The 17,710-nt window shown below is 72.1% G+C and carries 13 protein-coding genes and 1 pseudogene; 8 read left to right on the forward strand and 6 right to left on the reverse strand.

The window, feature by feature from the left end:
* Positions 1-957 precede the first annotated feature (957 nt).
* Both BOQ63_RS06490 and BOQ63_RS06495 read right to left on the reverse strand, forming a co-directional pair.
* Positions 958-1,863, reverse strand: a complete 906-nt coding sequence (locus BOQ63_RS06490; RefSeq protein ID WP_030554692.1) for an NADP-dependent oxidoreductase — start codon at positions 1,861-1,863, stop codon at positions 958-960.
* Between the two features lie 96 nt (positions 1,864-1,959).
* Entirely contained in the window at positions 1,960-3,030 is a 1,071-nt protein-coding gene (locus tag BOQ63_RS06495; protein WP_030554693.1) for an alkene reductase, read from the reverse strand.
* 220 nt (positions 3,031-3,250) lie between these two features.
* Here BOQ63_RS06495 and BOQ63_RS06500 point away from each other — a divergent pair, with 220 nt between their 5' ends.
* Complete coding sequence (locus tag BOQ63_RS06500; RefSeq protein WP_030554694.1) at positions 3,251-3,781, forward strand: MarR family winged helix-turn-helix transcriptional regulator; 531 nt, start codon at positions 3,251-3,253, stop codon at positions 3,779-3,781.
* Positions 3,782-4,823: 1,042 nt separating this feature from the next.
* Here BOQ63_RS06500 and BOQ63_RS06505 read toward each other — a convergent pair.
* Positions 4,824-5,201 (reverse strand): hypothetical protein, encoded by a 378-nt coding sequence (locus BOQ63_RS06505; protein ID WP_072653661.1) that lies wholly within the window; start codon positions 5,199-5,201, stop codon positions 4,824-4,826.
* An 85-nt stretch (positions 5,202-5,286) separates the two neighbouring features.
* Here BOQ63_RS06505 and BOQ63_RS06510 point away from each other — a divergent pair, with 85 nt between their 5' ends.
* On the forward strand, positions 5,287-5,625 hold the full coding sequence (locus BOQ63_RS06510) for a cyclic-phosphate processing receiver domain-containing protein (RefSeq protein ID WP_072653662.1): 339 nt from the start codon (positions 5,287-5,289) through the stop codon (positions 5,623-5,625).
* 228 nt (positions 5,626-5,853) lie between these two features.
* Positions 5,854-6,156, forward strand: coding sequence for a hypothetical protein (locus BOQ63_RS06515; protein WP_167395666.1), 303 nt, complete (start codon positions 5,854-5,856; stop codon positions 6,154-6,156).
* A gap of 23 nt (positions 6,157-6,179) precedes the next feature.
* Here the strand turns inward: BOQ63_RS06515 and BOQ63_RS06520 are convergent.
* From BOQ63_RS06520 to BOQ63_RS06530, 3 genes and pseudogenes are all read right to left on the reverse strand, one after another.
* A pseudogene (locus BOQ63_RS06520) lies at positions 6,180-6,339 on the reverse strand (threonine/serine dehydratase); the annotation flags it as partial.
* Positions 6,340-6,451: 112 nt separating this feature from the next.
* Positions 6,452-7,906 carry a lipase family alpha/beta hydrolase gene (locus BOQ63_RS06525; RefSeq protein ID WP_030554701.1) on the reverse strand — a complete coding sequence of 485 codons (1,455 nt, stop codon included), beginning with the start codon at positions 7,904-7,906 and terminating at the stop codon, positions 6,452-6,454.
* A gap of 42 nt (positions 7,907-7,948) precedes the next feature.
* A complete protein-coding gene (locus BOQ63_RS06530; protein ID WP_072653664.1) occupies positions 7,949-8,896 on the reverse strand; it encodes a hypothetical protein in 948 nt (315 codons plus the stop codon).
* Between the two features lie 651 nt (positions 8,897-9,547).
* Here BOQ63_RS06530 and BOQ63_RS06535 point away from each other — a divergent pair.
* The 5 genes from BOQ63_RS06535 to BOQ63_RS06555 all read left to right on the forward strand — a co-directional run bounded on the left by BOQ63_RS06535 (position 9,548) and on the right by BOQ63_RS06555 (position 17,665).
* Entirely contained in the window at positions 9,548-9,784 is a 237-nt protein-coding gene (locus tag BOQ63_RS06535; protein ID WP_030554707.1) for a hypothetical protein, read from the forward strand.
* A 114-nt stretch (positions 9,785-9,898) separates the two neighbouring features.
* The gene (locus BOQ63_RS06540; protein ID WP_072653665.1) at positions 9,899-10,213 is read left to right on the forward strand and encodes a hypothetical protein; all 315 of its coding nucleotides are present in this window, start codon (positions 9,899-9,901) and stop codon (positions 10,211-10,213) included.
* 1,039 nt (positions 10,214-11,252) lie between these two features.
* Positions 11,253-12,521: an ATP-grasp domain-containing protein gene (locus BOQ63_RS06545; RefSeq protein WP_030554712.1), complete on the forward strand. Its 1,269-nt coding sequence runs from the start codon at positions 11,253-11,255 to the stop codon at positions 12,519-12,521.
* A gap of 1 nt (position 12,522) precedes the next feature.
* A complete protein-coding gene (locus BOQ63_RS06550; RefSeq protein ID WP_072653666.1) occupies positions 12,523-13,755 on the forward strand; it encodes an MDR family MFS transporter in 1,233 nt (410 codons plus the stop codon).
* A 685-nt stretch (positions 13,756-14,440) separates the two neighbouring features.
* Positions 14,441-17,665, forward strand: coding sequence for an ATP-binding protein (locus tag BOQ63_RS06555; RefSeq protein ID WP_191093635.1), 3,225 nt, complete (start codon positions 14,441-14,443; stop codon positions 17,663-17,665).
* The last annotated feature ends 45 nt before the right edge of the window (positions 17,666-17,710 follow it).

The following is a 17,710-nucleotide window of genomic DNA, read 5'->3' on the forward strand; positions in this document are numbered from 1 at the left end:
GCTGCCCCAGCACCTGCCGGGCCCGAGACACCCCCGGGTCGAGCGCCCTCCGCGGCGGACCGCCTATTCGCGCTCACGCCGACCGGACAGCCCGGTCACAGCGCGTGTGTGTGCTCGCGCTGTGACCGGACAGCCCGGTCACAGCGCGAGCACACACACAGGGCAAGGTACGGCGGGTACCAGCGCGAGCCTGGCGCGAACGGCTGCCACGGGTGCTTGACCATGCTCGCGGTATCGATCCCGCAGGCCGTCACCGGCCCCGGAGTCCCCGGCATGTCCGGGACAGGGTAGGCCACATGCACGACCAGGAGGCCAGGCTGCGCCGGCAACCTTACGGTCGACATGGGCGACCACCTCGGCAGCCCGTCCACCATCACTGCGACAATCGAGCGGAGCCACCCGGAACCGCGGATCCTGGTGGGCGGCCAGGCAGTCATCACACGAACCGCCGTGCGCTGAGCCTGACGCCGTTGCCGCCCCGCCCTCCATCTGCGTTTCCACCAGGCGTACGCGGCCGCCATCCGCCGGGCCTGGACCAGCACCGAACCGACTGGACCTCACCGCAAGCCGGCGTCGCGTTGGCGCGGGGTCGTCCCGGGAGCCCGCTTCTGTTCCGAGTTCAGGCCTGCTTGTGCGCGGCCACGACCAGGAGCGGTGGCCTGACGAGGTGTTCGGCCAGGTCTGGTCGGCGGGTGACCTGGGCGGGGGTGGGCTGGGGTTCATCCAGCGCTGCCGTTCCACTTCTGGCCGAGGACCTGGAACCCGGCGGTGAGGTCCGCGTCGGCCGCCAGTGGTGCGGGCGTGGGGATGGTGGCGAGTTCCATCGCGTCCAGCCTCCCGTCGTGCCGGTCCGGCTCGTTGTGCCTCTGGGTGGGGCCGTGGCTGGCTGAGGCTCGGGTGCCGGTTGCGGTCCCCGGCCGTCTCGTCCGACGACGCGAGGCGGAGGCACATGGGGGGTCAGGGCAGGAGGACGGCCTTGCCGTGGTTGCGGTGGGCTTCGAGGTCGGCGTGGGCCTGGGCGGTCTCGGCCAGGGGATAGGTGCGCCAGATCGGCACGGTGAGCCGGCCCTCGGCGACCAGGTGGACCAGCTCCGGCAGGGCGTCTGTGCCCTGGTCGGTGGTGCCGGCGCTGAAGCGCACGCCGTGCTGCTGGGCGGACATGTCGGCGATGGTGATGACCTTGGCCGCGTCGCCGGTCAGGGCGACGGAGTCGGCGAGCACGCCGGCGCCGGAGGCGTCGAACACGTAGTCCACGCCGCCCGGAGCGGCGGCCGTCACCCGCTCGGCCCAGCCGTCGCCGTAGCGGACGGCGGTGGCTCCGAGGGCGGTGACGCGCTCGATGTCCTTTTCGCTGACGGTGCCGATGACGGTGATGCCGCGGGCGGCGGCCAGCTGCACCGCGATGAAGCCGACGCTGCCGGCGGCGCCGTGGACGAGCAGGGTCTGCCCCGCCTGCACGCCCAGCTGTCCGAGGACGCGGTGCGCGGTCTGGCCGACCGTGACCAGGGAGGCGGCGACCTCCCACGACAGGGCCTCGGGTTTGGCCACCGGCCGCTCGATCAGGGCGTACTCGCTGTAGCTGCCGCCGACCGTGGCGCCGAGAACCTCGTCCCCCACCGCCGCGCCGGCGCCCTCGCCGACGGCGTCGACGACACCGGCCGCGTCCAGGCCCGGGATCATCGGGAAGCGGGCCGGGGCGACCTTGGCCATCAGGCCGGAGCGGATCTTCATGTCGAGCGGGTTCACGGAGGCGGCTCGCACCCGGATCCGGACCTGGCCAGGTCCCGGCTGAGGCAGGGCGACCTCGGACAGCTGGAGCACCTCGGGCGCGCCGTACTCGGAGAAGGTGATAGCAGTGGACATCGGAAACTCCCAGGTGAAGACGGGTGGAGGCGGGAAGGTCACACGCTCTGGATCACTGTGTGGCCGGGAAGGCGGCCGCGCGGGTGGCCACGCCGGTCAGGCGGTCAGGGTGGGGTAGTCGGTGTAGCCGCGGTGGTCGCCGCCGTAGAAGGTGGCCGCGTCCGGGGTGTTGAACGGTCCGCCGGCGGCGAGGCGGGCCGGGAGGTCGGGGTTGGCCAGGAACAGCGCGCCGTAGGCGACCATGTCCGCGGTGCCGTCCTCGACCAGGGCCAGCGCGTCGGGGCCGGTGACCTCGGGGTAGGTGAAGGGGTTGAGGACGAACGTGCCGGGCCAGGCCTTGCGCAGTCGGGCGGTCAGGTCGCGGTCGGGGCCTTCCATGAGGTGCAGGTAGGCCAGGTCCAGGTCGGCGATCCGCTCCAGCAGCGCCTCGTAGACCTCGCCCGGCTGGGGCTCGGCGATGTCGTTGTAGGGGTTGCCGGGGGAGATCCGCAGGCCGACCCGGTCGCTGCCGATGGCCTCGGTGACGGCGGCGGTGACCTCTGCGGCGAAACGGATCCGGCCCTCGACATTGCCGCCCCAGGCGTCGGTGCGCAGGTTGGTGTTCGGGGCGAGGAACTGGTGGACCAGGTAGCCGTTGGCACCGTGGATCTCCACCCCGTCGAACCCGGCCTCGATGGCGTTACGGGCCGCGGCGGCGAAGTCGGCGATCGTCTGCTCGATTTCGGCCTCGCTCAGCTGCTGCGGGGTGACGTACTCCTTCGGGCCCTTGTGGGTGAACACCTGGCCCTTAGCGGTCACGGCCGACGGGCCGACCGGGACCAGGCCCTCGGGCAGCAGGCTGGGGTGGCCGATCCGGCCGGTGTGCATCAGCTGGGCGAAGATCACCCCGCCCTCGGCGTGCACGGCGTCGGTCACCGTCCGCCACGCCGCGACCTGGCCGGCCGTGTGCAGGCCGGGGGTGTCGGGGTAGCCCTGCCCGACCGGCGAGGGCTGGATGCCCTCGGTGACGATCAGCCCGGCACTGGCGCGCTGGGCGTAGTAGGTGGCCATCAGCTCGGTCGGCTCCGCGCCCGGCCCGTAGGCGCGGCTTCGGGTCATCGGCGCCATCGCGATGCGGCTGGCCAGACGGCGGCCGCCGACGACGATCGGATCGAAAGCAGTGGTCATGATCTCTTCCCTCGCTAGGAGTGGTGGGCGGTGGCCCCGACACATCCAACGTAACAGATACCTGTTCGAACAAGTAAATAGCTGAGAGCCACTTTCTGGCCGAGAGTGATGCAGGTCATGCCAGTTCACCAGGACAGTTACGATCAAAGGCGGAGAAGCCCCCTGGGCGGCAGGGGCGCGCGATAGCATTAGCTGCCCGATCAGGAAAGTTGAGGAAGAGATGACACAGTCCACCCCGGCGGCCGGGAAGGACCCTGCAGGAACAGGGCCGGAGGCGAGCGTCCCGGTCCCGGCCGCGGCCAGCGGCGGGCCCATCAGCCACGCGATCTTCCGCCTCGCCCGGCTCCACCGCATGTTCGCCGGACAACTCCTGCGCCGCATCGGCCTCCACCCGGGCCAGGAGCTGGTCATGATGCACCTGTGGGAACTCGGCCCCCAGCGCCAGACCGACCTCGTACGACTACTGGACTCCGACGCCGCCACCATGACCCGCACCATCCAGCGCCTGGAACAGGCCGGCTTCGTCCGCCGCCGCCCCTCACCCACCGACAAGCGCGCATCCCTCATCGAACCCACCGCCGCAAGCCACGCCCTGCGCCGCGAGGTCGAGCAGAGCTGGAGCCAGCTCGAGGACCTCGTCACCGCGGGTCTCTCGGCCGACGAGTGCACCGAGGCCCTTAGCACCCTGGAACGCCTGGAGCAGAACCTCGTCCAGGCCGCCGCCGACCCCACCTGCGCAGCCGAGAGGTAGCGGCTTTCTCTGCACCTGGTCGGCGTCACAGCACGTCAGAGCCGGTTGAGCAGCATCGCAGCCCTGTCACCTGACGGGCAGTGGGCATTCCTCCAGCCTGCTCCCGTCCTCGTCGGCCGACGGCTCCCGCATGGGGACTGGTGTCACGGTGTGTGGCTGCCGGGTGCGTACCGGTTCCGCGAAGCTCCGACATCGGTAGCGACGTAGGCGGTGGTGACCTCGGTGTAGCCGAGTGCTTTGGCGACGACCGGCGGTGGCGCGTGTTGGAGGTAGTGCCGGAGGGCTGTCACTCGGGCGGATCTGGGGGAGATGCCTGCCGCCTGTAGGTGTTCGCGGAGAGCGCCGGGGCTCATCGGCTGTCCGGCCTGGCGGCCGGGGAACAGCAAGTCGGCGCTCCGGGGACCGGGAACTGCGCGCCCACCGCGCCCAGCCCCAACACGGCACCGCGCCACCCAGGGGCGGTCGTCTCGGGTCCGACCAGAGGTCCCGGGCCCACCGGGGAGCGTGGTCGTCCTGGTGCTCGCGGGCGAGTTGGGCGATCGCCAGGATCAGGCTCACCCGGACCACCGCGTCGTCTTCGTTCGCCAGCCTGAACCGCAGGGCCGAGGAGACGTGGGATCTCGTCGGTCGCCGCCGCCAGGACGTAGGCGGTCAGGGAGCGGACCTCGGGGTCGGAGCCGTCGAGAAGCGGGAGCAGGAGTGACAGGTCGTCCGTGACCGCTTGACGGGCGGCCTGGATCGTCCAGTCCACCGGGCACATCGTGCTGCCCTCGACCATCAGCGGCTCCTCGGCGACATGGAGCAGGCCTTCGCGCGATCCGTCACCGATGTGCTGGCGCCGGCCGATCTCGGCGACCAGGTGAAGCGTTTGCGCGCGGAGCCCGGGGTTCCCGGTCGTCGCGATCCGGAGGAGGAACGGCACCGATCTGAGACTTGCAGGTCGGTGCCGTACCTCGTTCGAGTGAGTGTTGCTGGTGTGCTCCCGTCAGCTGGGCGGGAGCATCGTCCTGCCGAGGGGCAAAAGTGTCATGACGTCCGAAGCTCACTCCGGGTCGGGAAGGCGATGAAAGGCTCCGTCGAACTCTCCCGATGCAAGCAGCTTGGCGATCACGCTCACCATGCCTTGGATGCCGGGGCCTCGGACGATCAGCCCGTCCGAGCACGAGAAGTACCGCCCATCTGCGGTTTCTCCGGTGTCCTCCCACCCCTTCATCAGTCGGTCCACCTCGGCGAGGGTGAAGATCGTTGCACTCCAGCGAGAGCCGTCGGGGAGACGGACCTCGACATCCACGTTGCAGACTTCATCGAGCACCTCATCAGGGCTCGGGAGGAACAGTGCCTCGAATCCTTCGGCGCCGGCCCGGTAATAGGGGCCGTCCCATCCGGCGTCGGTCTGCAGTTGGCTCGCCGTGGTGGTCACAGCAGGAGCATCCCAGTAGTCCGGATGACCATCCCAACAGGCAGCCCCCGCGGTTCTCGCGGGGCTTCACTGTGATGATGATCAGGTGAAAGAAGACCTAGCCGCACCGGCGCCCGTCGTCCTTGGCATAGACGACCTCCGTTCACTCCCCAGAGCTACGCGGATTGCCCGCACCAGCCGCGAAGGCATCCAGCTCCTGCAAGAGCACCGCGACAGCGTCATTGACGAACTCTGGCTCGACCACGATCTCGGCGGCGACGACACCATCATGCCCGTGGTGACCCTCATGGAAGAAGCCGCCTTCAACGGACGGCCCTTCCAGATCGGAACGGTCTTCGTTCACAGCGCCAACCCCATCGGTGCCGAAACCGTCGTCCGGTCACTCACACGCTGGAACTACCAAGTCCGGCGGGCAACGGCTTAGGGAACCCGACACCGGGTTGAGACCTCGGCATTCGACACGTTGTGAGGCTGCGATAGAAACCGCAGACCAGAGAAGCAGCGTCCGACACGAGCCGCGAGGCCCTACAGGCCGGCAAACAGGCCCGAGAGAGGCCCTGACGACCCCTCTGGCGGCCTGCCCCCCTCGCGGAGGTCGGGGCGCGACTGCTGCGCGCGACAGCAGCGCGGCGGGGGGCGACCCGCTCAGGCGGTGGAGCCGCCACCCTCCAGGCCCGCGCGCCGCCCGGTCGGCTGGATCGAGGAGTACGACGTCCAGCGCGGCACCTGGACTGCCCTGATCGACAGCAGCATCGTCGCCGACGCGCCAGCGGCGAACCCCTGCGCTGTCCCGGCGCGGACGCAGTCCTCGCCCTGCTGCGTCGGGTTCTGGGGGACACCTCACTCGCTGGTAAAGCGTGCCCGGCCGCCGTGGCTGCGCGCCGTCCCACGCGCGATGGACAGTCCCAGCAGCGCGCGGCGCGCCTATGGACGCGACGCCGACCTGTGGTGCTGACCGGCCCGCCCCGCCGGGTTGGCGCATGGGGGAGGTGCGGCGGGCGCCGAGGGAGTCGGCGACGATCGAGTCCACCGTGACGTCGACCAGGTGACCAGCCTTGGTCGCGGCGTTGAGCGTGCGGCAGTTCTCCGGCTCCACCGCCACCGTGCGGATGCCGTGGTGCGGGGCGGCGGTGGCCACCCGACCCGGCCGCCGCGAACCCCGACGGCTACGCGGTGGGCGGGCGGATGCGTGCACGCGCAGCCCGGGGGACAGTCGGTGTCCCCCCGGCACGCAGTGGAAGCCGCGTTGTTCATTCGCCAACAATCGTCACGACATCGCGGCACACCATGTGCGGCCGCTCCGCCTCGACCTCGAGAATCCACGTGCCCGCAGCGCCGGTCACCTCGCCGACAAGGCCGCCGATACCGTCCGGTGCCAGCGTCACCGGGGCCTCGCCCGGCTGCCTGTTGTTCGTCAGCCGGGCCCGAACGGTGCGGCCGGAGGTACCGATCCCGCTGACTGTGATCTCGAATGGCTCGCCCGCAACAGCGAAGTCGGGTACAACCAGGCTGAACCCCTCCTCCCCGGCGAGCAGATCACGCCTCGGTTTTGCCCGGCGGATGGCATCCAGCTGATGTGCGAACGACTCGGCACCGGCCAGCGTGGTGTGGCGCTCACCGCCCCACACAGCGTCAGAGATATCGTCGAGCGCCCACTTAGCGAAGGCCGACTCCTCCGGCACGGTGCCGTCGCCGATCCACAGCTGTGAGTTGTCGAGCTGCGTCGGGAATTCCAGTGTCCCGTCCCTCCTGACGACGACCCCGTGCACAGTCGGGTGGGCCCTTCCGCCGAGGCAGTGCACCTTGTACGGGGGTGCGGCTTCGGTTGCCCGGTTGCGTTCCCATGCGCCGGCGAACTCCTCGTGGAACGCGAAGGCGTCGTTGACCAGCTCCGTCGGGAGGTTTCCCACGGGTACCTCGGTCAGGGGACGCCACCGGGTCCCGCCGTCCACCAGGGCCGCGGCGTACACGGGGAGCAGCTGGGCCACGGAGGGAAACGAGCGGGCGATGTCAGCGAGCGCAGGGTTGACGCGCGAGGCCAGTTGTGCGGCCTTGCGCTTGGGCCAGCCCTGGTCCTCGCTCGGTCCGATGCCGTTCCCGGTGAGGAACCGGATCGCCTTCGCGGCTCCCCGGTGCGGGGTTCCGATGGTGACCAGGGAACGCGCGAGGTCTCGGCCGTGCAGGTACTCCAGGTAGTAGCGGGCGATGAGGCCGCCCATGGAGTGGCAGATGAAGACGACCTTCGGCTCGTCGTCGTGCGCCTTCGGATGGAACCTTGGCGCGCGCTCCCGCCACTGCGCGAGCTCCCGCTCCACCCAGGTCTTGAGGCGTCGCGCGTTAAGTCGGTTGGAGAGCCGCCAGTCGTAGGTGAACACGGCGTACTGGTCCGGATGGAGGCCGCCCCTGGGGTCGTGACTCGCCGCCCGTTCGAGCAGGGACCGGACTTCCGGGTAGCCGTAGCTGGCGAGGAGTCCGGGCATGGCGTCGGGCCCCTTGACCAGCTCGTCGGCCTGCACGGCCCATGGTGAGTTCGGCTCCGGTTCGTCGTCGCCGATGCCGGGCGGAAGCTTGAAGGCCTCCACCGCCTTGGACGGGTGCCGGAGTTGGAGCACCGCCTGCCACGACTGGTGCCACACGTCCTTTCCGTCACGGGTGAGGCGGCTGCCGAGAATGCCCGGCAGGAAGACCACCAGATCATGCTCCATCGGGTTGTGTCCTCGTCTCTGTTGTGGGGTTGCAGTTGCCGACTACCTGGTCCCGGCCTTCCGCAGGGCGCTCCTGAGCTGCCGCTCGGGTATCAGGATCTGGTCGCATCCGCTGCGCCCGCGCAATACCACCGTGATGCCGACGGCGGTGTCGTAGATGGCGTCCGCCGTCTCCACCTCTAGGCCGCGGTGGGGGACGGCCAGCTCGTGGCACCAGTCCTCGCGGGCCACGTCGAGCACGGCCACCGTCACCTTGCCGCCGAAAGCCAGGAGGAGCGGCTGTCGGGAGGGACCGGAGAACGCCAGAGCCATGGGCGCGCCGTGCTTGCTGCGGAAGCTCCTGGTTGTCCAGTCCCCGTCCTGGCACTGCGCCAGGTACACGGACGCTCCCTGCGTCCATGCGGCCAGCGGGAGGTACTCGCCATCGGCGTAGCGCATGCCCAGGACGGCACCGGGAGGCCGGTCCACGACAACGTCGCGCCGTCCGAGGGCGACGAACCCGCTCGCGGTGCTCTCCCACAGGCGAAGGTCCTGGCCGCAGTCCGCCAGCACCCACGTGCGGTCCTCCACTGTGCGCGCTGCCGCACTGCGGATCTTCATCACGGCGGCCGACACGCTGCCGTGCTCCAGCCAGGTGCCGCCGGACCGGACGAACCGCAGCACCTGCTGTCCGGCCGGAACGAAGAGCTGCGGCCCGTCCGTCCCCGCGACCAGACTCAGGCTCGGTACCGGCTCACCCGCATCGCCACCGATGTCGACCTGCCCGTCGGGTCGATGACAGGTCAAGTCCTCCGACAGCCGCCACAGCTGGACGCGCCGACCGGACGCCGCCGCCACCGTCCAGTGGTCGTCGGACCACAGTGCGGAGACGGCAGTGACCCGGTTCTCGGCCTGGAACCCGATCTCGGTGCCGCCGCGACCGCCGCGGGGGGCCTGCCGGGAGAGCACGATGTCGGTGAATGTGGCGGTGGAGACCGGCCGCGACAACAAGATGCTCTTCTCGCACCGCCCCTGGCCCTGGTTCGTGAAGCGGTCCGCAGGCGCGATGGTGATCCGGACGGCCGCTTCGAAGTCGAGGCGATCGAGCGTCGCATGGTGTGCGAGTGGGAAGCGGCGAAGTCACTGTAACCGCGACCGGAGACAAGAAGATCCAGCGGCGAAACGACAGCGCCCCGACCCCACCGGTGAGCCGGGATCGAGGGCACATGCGCCGAGGCCGGATCACACATGGAGGTGTCCGCCGGTTGGCCGACGCGGCTGCGCAACGACGACAACGGGCAGACACTGCGGCGTCTGGCTTAGGCGCTGCGCGCCGACGTCGCGTACGCGCAGTCCGATGCCGAAGGCGAGGAGCGCGTGCCGCCCGTCCGATCGTCCCGGACATGTGGGCGGGACTCCTGATCTACTGCCACGGACCCGCCGGAGCGGAGGCCGCGTGATGCCACTGCATGAGCGGGCAGACTCTCCGCAACCTCGACAAGTGCGGCTTCCCCATCCCCGAGCAGCAGCACTCGATCCTGGAGGCGCCGAACGTCGTCTGACGGTCGGGCCGCCCAGCCCGGCTACGGCGCGCCGCCGTTCATCCGCCTCTGGGTCCGCCCGACCTGGCTGCGCCAGGTCGCCCACGCGGGCTGGGCCGTTTTGGCCGGCCGCGCGGTCCTGGACGTCCTCGCCTGGGACGAGAGCGTCACCCCGCGCCGCCCGGCCCGGGTACGCGCCGCGCTGATCTGCGCCGACTACGATGCCGGCATGCACGGCTGGCGGGCCCACGCGGACAACCGCGACCTGAACGTCGCCTGGAGTCCGGAGGGCCAGGCCACCCTCGTCATGCCCTGGGGGGAACCCCGGGCCGGCCGCGAGGCCGCCTCCGCGGTGTGAAACCCGCCTCCCCGCCGCCGCGGCTGTGGTCTCGGCCCGGGGACGTCAGGGACTGCCCGGGCCGTTGCCCCTGTGCGGTAGGAGAGAACCGACGGAGCGAAAGGAAAGCCCCGCGTGTACGTCGACGTGACCATGCTCGATCAGGAGTGCGTCCGTCTGGCTGGCCTGATGGCCGGCCAGGGCGTGGACCGGCTCACCCTGCCCCCGACGACCTCCCTGGAGGACGACGGAACGGCGCTCGAGAAAGCGTTCACCGCCGAACTCTCGGCCTCCTACCACCGCATCGCGGCGGCCGGATCCGACGAGGAGTGCATCCTGCCGAGCCTGCTGATGACGATGACCGGGAAACTGTCGGCGCTCGCGACCGAGGTGGCCCTGCGCAGCGACCGGGACGTGGCGGAGGTGATCCGGTCGATCGGCGGCCGGTAAGAGTCGGCCGGTACCGCCCTGGGGGCTTGCCCGGTGCCCGATGAACGGGGTGGCCGCCAGTCCCAACCTGGGCAAGGCCCTCAACTCGGCCGCCGAGCTGCCGACAGCCGGCCACCTGATGGTGTCCGGCGCACGTCCATCCCACCAGGTCAGAAGCCGCGGTGGTTCTGCTGCCTCCACTGCACGAGGCGGTTGTACGCCGTGGTTGCGCGCCTGGGGTCGCCGCCGAAGGCGCCGGCCCGGAGGAGGGGCCAGACCGGGGTGATCTCCTGCTGGATGGTGCCAGCGAGGCCCCGCTCGTGGCCCCAGTTACTTCCGTTGAGGAACTCGCCGGGCCAGGGGGGAGCACCATCGCTCGTCGCTGTCGATGGCAATCATCGAGGCGAGGAACTCGAACCTGTTGCAGGCAGCCTGGTACACACCGTCGTCGAACGCCGTCACCGGCGCCGCCATCACCCGTAGGAGTCACCGTGAAGTTCCGCGCGCCCCGAGCCCTTGCCGTACTGATCGGCCCTGCGGCCGGGCACGGTCGCGGCCGCGGTGCTGGCCCGGGGCGCCGAGGTCGTGGCAGTGGACGCCGAGCCGGGCATGGTGGCGCTGGCGGCCGCGAACGCCCCTTGGCTCGGGGCCCTCGTCGGCCCGACCTTCGCGCCTCTGACCTGCTGGGATGGCCACCAAGGTGACCTGGTGAGTTTCCTTGATGGCCCATCAAGGAAACTCACCGATACCTTGGTGGCCCTGGTGAGTTTGCCGGACCGCTTCCGTTCCCCCCTGCCGTTCCCCCCTCCGCTGCCCCTCCCGGCCGGGGGGCAGTCCTGCGACGTCCCGACGGGGCGCGGCGGGCGGGTGGTGGGCAAGGGTGAACGGCGAGTGGCGGGCGTCAAACCGTTTGCAAGGATCCGCCAAGAGTGCCGGGAAAGGCTGGTCGTGTTCCGCGCGGCCGCCCGGACGCGGCCCGCGACCCGGGCCGTCGAGCGGCCGTGGCGGGCGCCCGGTCACCGGGCACCGACACATCCCACACTCTCGTACGGAGATCCCTATGCGGCAGCGTCCGAAACTCGTCCTGGTCGGCCAGTTCTCCGCTCTTCCCTGGGTGTTCGAAGGCGCGGAGCGCGCCGGTGTCGACCTGATCCTGGCGCCCCGGGGCGACGACGACCCCGAACGGGCCCGCAAGGCCCCCGGGGTGGTCGAACTCCTGCCGCTGGACGTCGACGGGGATCCCGACGCGGCGGTGGCCGCGCTGGTGGAGCGGTTCGCCCGCCAGCCGTTCGACGGGATCATGGCGGGCAACGAGAAGGTCGTTCCCTTCGTCGCCCGGGCCGCGCGGGTGCTCGGGCTGACCGGCCTGACCGAGGAGGCCGCGGCGGTCGTCCGGGACAAGCGCAGCATGCGCCGGCTGCTCGCCGCCGCCGGTCTGGCCGTGCCCGGGTTCGTCGCCGTCGGTCACCCGGACGACTGGGCCGACGCGGCGGGCCTGCGCTTCCCGGTCGTGGTCAAGCCGGCCGACGGCTACTCCAGTCTGGGCGTGATCCGGGTCGACTCCGCCGGGGAGCTGGAGCAGGCGGTGCGCACCACCTGGGCGCTGTGCGACACCCACCTGGGGTACGACGACGGGGCCGCCGACGGCACCGGGGTGCTGGTCGAGGAGTACCTGGACGGCCCCGAGATCTCCGCCGAGTCGCTGGTGCACAGGGGCCGGGTCCGGGTCTGTGCCGTCAGCTACAAGGGGGAGCTGAACGGTCCGTACTTCGAGGAGACCACGCTGCGGGCCCCCGCCCGGCTCCCGGCGGACGTCCTGGCGGCCGTCGAGCGGGAGGTGGTCGGTGCGCACCACGCCTTCGGCGTCACCGAGGGCACCACCCACACCGAGCTGCGCCTGGTCTCGGGCACCCGGCCGGTGCTGCTGGAGATGGGGGCGCGGATCGGCGGCGGCGGGTTCATGCACCACCTGGTGCACGTCAGCAGCGGGATCGACCTCGCGGCCGAGGCGGTCCGCATCCACCTCGGCCGGGAGCCCGAGTGCTGGAGCACAGAGCCGGTGGGTACCGGGCACGCGGCGGCGTACCTGGTGCCGGTGGGCGGCGGCGGCCGGATCGCCCGGGTGCACGGGCTGGACGAGGTGCGCGAGGAGCCGTGCGTGGACCACGTGGTGCGGACGGTCGGCCCCGGCGCGCTGCTGCGGCCGTACCCGGACTGGTCCGGGTACCCGGCGATCGTGCTGTCGCACCACGCGTCGGACGCCGCGGCGGTGGAGTTCCGCGACCACCTGGCGCGGACCCTCAGGGTCGAGTACGACGGGCGGAGCTGAGGTGCCGCTTCGGTCGGCCGGGGCACCGGGGGGGCTGCCGGGGCCGTTCTGGTGGCTCTGGGGCGGAACGCTGGTCACCTCGGCGGGCGGCTTCGTGGTGCCGTTCATGACGATCTACCTCACCACGGTGCGCGGCTATTCGGTCTTCTTCACCGGCCTGACCCTGACCACGTTCGGGGTGGGCAGCGGGATCGCCTCGCTGTTCGGCGGCATCCTGGCGGACCGGGTGGGGCGGCGGACGGTGCTGTTGGCGAGCGAGGTCCTCACCGTCGCGGGCATGCTGGGGCTGGGCCTGGCCCACGGCCGGGTGCCGGTCCTGCTGTTCACCCTCACGGTGGGGGTCGGCCTGAACGCCACCCGCCCGGCCCGCGCGGCGGCCGTCGCCGACCTGGTGGCCCTAGAAGATCTGCCGCGGGCGTACTCGCTGATCTACTGGGCCACCAACCTGGGCTTCTCGGTGGCCGCCGTGACGGCCGGGCTCGCCGCCTCCCACGGATTCCTGCTGCTGTTCCTGGTCAACGCGGTGGCCAATCTGCTCGCCGGCGTCATGGTGTACCTGCGGGTGCCGGAGACCCGCCCGCCGCCGGAGAGCGCCGGGGTGACGGACGCGGCCGGTGCGCAGCGCCCGCCGCACCGCGCGCCGGGCTTCCCGGTCCTGCTGGGTTCAGTGCTGATGCTCGGCCTGCTGTTCCAACAGCCCCTGGTGGCACTGCCGTTGACGATGACGGGGGACGGTCTCTCGGCCGCCGACTACGGCGCGGCGATGATGATGAACGGTCTCGTCATCGCGGTGCTCCAGCTCCCGCTGACCCGGCTGGCCGGGCGGCTCCGGCCGGAACACGCGCTGGCTGTGGCGACCCTGGTGACCGGTCTCGGCATGGGGCTGACGGCCGCCGTGCACGGCACCGTCGGGTACGGGGCGACCGTCGTGCTGTGGAGCCTCGGCGAGATCGTCGTCTGGCCGACGTGCATGGCGCTGGTGGCGGCACTGTCGCCCCCCGACCGGCAGGGCGGCTACCAGGGCTGGTTCCTGTCGGTCTGGAGCGTGTCGGTAGCCCTGGCCCCGGTGCTCAGCGCGCGGGTGATCGAGGAGTCCGGCACCACGGCGGTGTGGGGCGCCTGCCTGTGCCTGGCCGTGGTCTGCGCGGGCTGCCACCTGCTGCTGGCCCGGCTGCGCGGGGAGCGCCGGGCCGAGGCCGTCCCCGGCGAGAGGGCAAGCGTCACGCACTCCTGATCCGGCTCCGGCCGCCGCCCCGACCGGTTGCGGGGCCGCGCTCCCGACGGCTCGTCGGCTCCTCCCGTGGACGACCGCGCGGGGGGAGCCGACGCGCGCCCACCCGCCATCACCGTCCGTGGTCGTCCGGAAGGGGAACCTTCCGGTCCGACGGCGGGTTTCACCGTCGCCCCATCCGGGGTAGCCTGCCAGCATTCATGATTCATATGACAGTGACATGACCAGCAAAGCGCTGTGCCGTTGTATCGGACGCAGACGGATCGCGGCTGGTCACGCCAAGGGAGGCCCCGCCATCACTACTCCACGCCGTCCGCGCAGCGCCCCGTCCAGACGCCCGGCCTGATTGCGCCCGAGACCACACCCGTCGACGGTTCCCGCGCCCTCCCCAGCTCCCCCCAGCACCGCCGGACCGGCAACCGTCGGTGACGGCAGGGAACGGCGACCCCACGGAACCGGCGACTCCCCCGAGGCCCCGCCGTCGATACCCCCGTACGGCCGGCCGCCACAACATCCCCGGCCATGTTCGGAAATTACCCGAATCACGCCGTGCCCCGGCTCACCCCGGCGGTCACGGCGGGTGCACCAGCTGTCTTGCCTGACGGGATGTGATCAGATGAGCCGAGTCGACAACGCCGCTTCCGATCTCGTGTTACGGAGCCCCGCACCGATCAGGGTGCTGGGACAGATGTCCGTGCTGGCCGGCCGACGGGCACTCGACCTGGGCCCGCCGCGTCAACGGGCCCTGCTGGCCCTGCTGTTGATCAACGCGGGCCGGGTGGTGTCGGTCTCCGGGATCGTCAGCGCCATCTGGGGCTCCTCACCGCCGCAGGCCGTCGTCGGCACCCTCCAGTCGTACGTCTCCCGGCTGCGCAAGGCGATCGACGGCCACTCGCCCGTCCCCTCCAAGGACAGGCTGCTGGCCCTGCGGTACCAGGCCCCCGGCTACGTCCTGGAGGTCGACCGAGACTGCATCGACGCCAGCCGGTTCCAGTCCGCCGTCGAGGCCGGGCGCGAGCAGTTCGCCCGCGGGGACCTGGCCGCGGCCCGCGGCACCGTCGACGAGGCGCTCGGCCTCTGGCACGGCACCCCGTACGGGGAACTGGCCGCCTACGACTTCGCCCAACTGGAGTCCGCCCGGCTCGAACAGCTGCGCCTGGTGGGCCTGCAGACCTGGGCCGACGCCAGCCTCGGCCTGGCCCGGTACGACGAGGTGGTGCGCGAACTCGACGACGAGGTCCGGCGCAACCCGATGCTGGAACGGCTGGGCTGCCAGCTCATGCTGGCGCAGTACCACTGCGGCCAGCCCGCCGAGGCACTGCTGACCTTCGAACGGATCCGGGCCCACCTCGCCGAGGAACTGGGCGCCGACACCAGCAAGGAACTCCAGGAGCTGCACGGCGCGATCCTGCGTCAGGACCTCGTGCACGCGGGCGGGCGGACCGCCTCCCCGGCCGACCTGCGCCCCCGCCTCACCCTGGTCGCCGACGTCGACGCGCTGCGACCGCCCACCCCGGGCCCGGCGGATCCGGGCCCCGCCCCGGCGCTCACCCCCGCCCCCGCCGCCGTGCCCGAACCGCCGCGCCCCGCACCGGCGTCGGCCCCCTCCCCCAACCCGGCGGCCGTCGCCCCGGCCGTCGCACCAGCCGCCCCGCCCGCCGGACGGCTGATCGGCCGCACCCGGGAACTGGCCACCCTGCGGGCACTCACCGCACCCGGCCGCCGCGGCCGCACCGTCCTGGTGATCGGCGAACAGGGCGTCGGCAAGACCCGGCTGCTCCAGGAACTGGCCGGCGGACTGCCGGCCGCCGGACTGGACGCCGTCTGGGCGCACTGCGCCGCCGGTCCCGAACTCCCCGAGTACTGGCTGTGGACCCGGGTCGTCCGCAAGCTCCGCCGCACCAGGGCCGCCGAACTGGCCACCCTGCCCGAGCCCGTCCTGGACACCCTCGGCATGCTGCGCCCGGACCGCGCGCCGGGCCCCGCGGGCACCGAGGCGCCGCTCTCCCCCGCCCGGCACCTGGCCTTCCAGGACGCCGTCTGCCAGGCCCTGCTGACCGCCGCCCGCCGCCCGCTGGTGCTCTTCCTGGAGGACCTGCACCTCGCCGACACCGGCACCCTGGCACTCCTCCAGCTGCTCACCAAGGAGCTCGGCGACAGCGACCTGCTGGTGGTCGCGACCGTCCGGGAGCACCGGCTCGCCCAGCGCCCCGAACTCGGCGGAGCGGTCGCCGACCTGCTCCAGGAGGTCGCCGCCGAGTACCTGCACCTCGACGTGCTCTCGCTCGCCGAGACCAGGGCCCTGATCAACCGCACCGGGGGCGAGCCGCCCACCTGGGACCTGGTGTCGGCCGCCCACCGCGCCACCGGCGGCAACCCCTACCTGCTCACCAGGCTGCGGCCGACCGCCACCGCCGTGACCGGACCCGCCGAACCGGCCGCCCCGCTCTCCTTCGGCCTGCGGCTGGTGCTGGGCGCCCGCCTGGCCGAGTGCCCGGAGGGTGTCATCCGGGTGCTGCAGACCTGCGCGGTGATCGGCCCGGCCGTGGACCGCCGGCTGCTCACCGACGTCCTCACCGGACTGGGCGAGCCACCGGGCCTGGTCCACGACGCGCTGCACAGCGGGCTGCTGCGCCCCGATCCGGTCGACCCTCGCGGCTTCCGGTTCGCGCAGGGGCTGGTGCGGGACATGCTGCTCGCCGACCTCGACCCGGTCCACCGCGCCCGGCTGCACCACCGGGTGGCGGTCGCGCTGGCCGACGGCGCCGTCGGCAGGGCCCGCACCGACTGCGCCGAGACCATCGGCTACCACTGTGGCCGGGCGGCGCAGGAACTCGACCCGCGCGAGGCGGTGCAGCCCCTGGTCGGCATGGGCGACCTCGCCGAGCGCCGGCGGCTGCACTCCGAGGCGCGCGCCTGGCTGTCGCAGGCCATCGACGTACTGCGCGGCCAGCCCCGGAACCGGTCCGTCGCGGCCGAGCTGGAACTGCAGAAGCGGGTCGTGTGGCTGCTGTCGATGACCCTCGGCTACGGGTCCCCGGCGGTCACCGACGCCTGCACCCGGGTCGAGGTGCTGCAGAAGACCCTCGACAACACCCGCCCCACCGCGCTGTTGGCCTCCCGGGTCATCATGCACCTGGCCGGCGGCGACCTGCGCCGGGTGTCCGGGATCGTCGCGCTGCTGGAAGAGTCGGCCGAGCACGGCGGCGGGACCGAGGCCCGGACGGCCGCCTGCTACGGCAAGGGCGTGCTGTGGTTCACCGCCGACCGGCTGGAGGAGGCCGTCGCCGAACTGGAACGCGGGCTCCCGCTGGTCGACGCGCAGGGCGCGGAGGAGCGGCCGGACCGGTTCATGGGCCTGTCCCGCAGCGACCCCAGGATCAACTACCGCGTCCACCTGGCCGTCAGCCACGTCCTGCTCGGCGATACCGCCGCCGCCGGGCGCTACCGCGAGGAGCTGCTGCAGCTCTCCGAGTCGGACAGCTGCGACCGGCCGTGGGACCGCACCTTCGCCCTCTACGCCGACGCCCTGCTGGCCGTCCTCGACGGGGACGTGGAACGGGCCTGGCAGGCCTCCACCGCCGGGGTCGACCTCACCGTCCGCTGCCAGCTGGGCCACTGGCAGAACATGCTGTCCGTGCTGCTCGGCTGGGCCGAGGTGCGCCGCGGCCGAGCCGGCGTCGGACTGCGGCGGATGCGCTGGGCCCTGGACGCCGCGGCCCGCTCCGGCACGGTCTTCCGGCGGGCGCTGCACCTGGGGCTGCTCGCCGAGGCGGAGCAGCACGCCGGACTGCCGGACCTGGCCCGCGCGACGGCGCGGACCATGGCCGACGAGATCGAGCTGCGCGGCGAGCACGTGCTGCGGCGGCCGCAGTGGCCGTTCGCGGCCCTGCTCGCCGGGGCGGCGCGGTAGCCCGGGGCGGCGGCACGGCAGCGCCGCCGTGCCGCCGCCCCGGGC

It is taken from the genome of Streptomyces viridifaciens (genome assembly GCF_001888885.2).
GTDB lineage: Bacteria > Actinomycetota > Actinomycetes > Streptomycetales > Streptomycetaceae > Kitasatospora > Kitasatospora aureofaciens.

Excerpts from the sequence above, each read along its gene's own strand:
- BOQ63_RS06490 (WP_030554692.1), bottom strand. The coding sequence starts at position 1,863 with ATGTCCACTGCTATCACCTTCTCCGAGTACGGCGCGCCCGAGGTGCTC.
- BOQ63_RS06495 (WP_030554693.1), bottom strand. The coding sequence starts at position 3,030 with ATGACCACTGCTTTCGATCCGATCGTCGTCGGCGGCCGCCGTCTGGCC.
- BOQ63_RS06500 (WP_030554694.1), top strand. The coding sequence starts at position 3,251 with ATGACACAGTCCACCCCGGCGGCCGGGAAGGACCCTGCAGGAACAGGG.
- BOQ63_RS06525 (WP_030554701.1), bottom strand. The coding sequence starts at position 7,906 with ATGGAGCATGATCTGGTGGTCTTCCTGCCGGGCATTCTCGGCAGCCGC.
- BOQ63_RS06545 (WP_030554712.1), top strand. The coding sequence starts at position 11,253 with ATGCGGCAGCGTCCGAAACTCGTCCTGGTCGGCCAGTTCTCCGCTCTT.
- BOQ63_RS06555 (WP_191093635.1), top strand. The coding sequence starts at position 14,441 with ATGTCCGTGCTGGCCGGCCGACGGGCACTCGACCTGGGCCCGCCGCGT.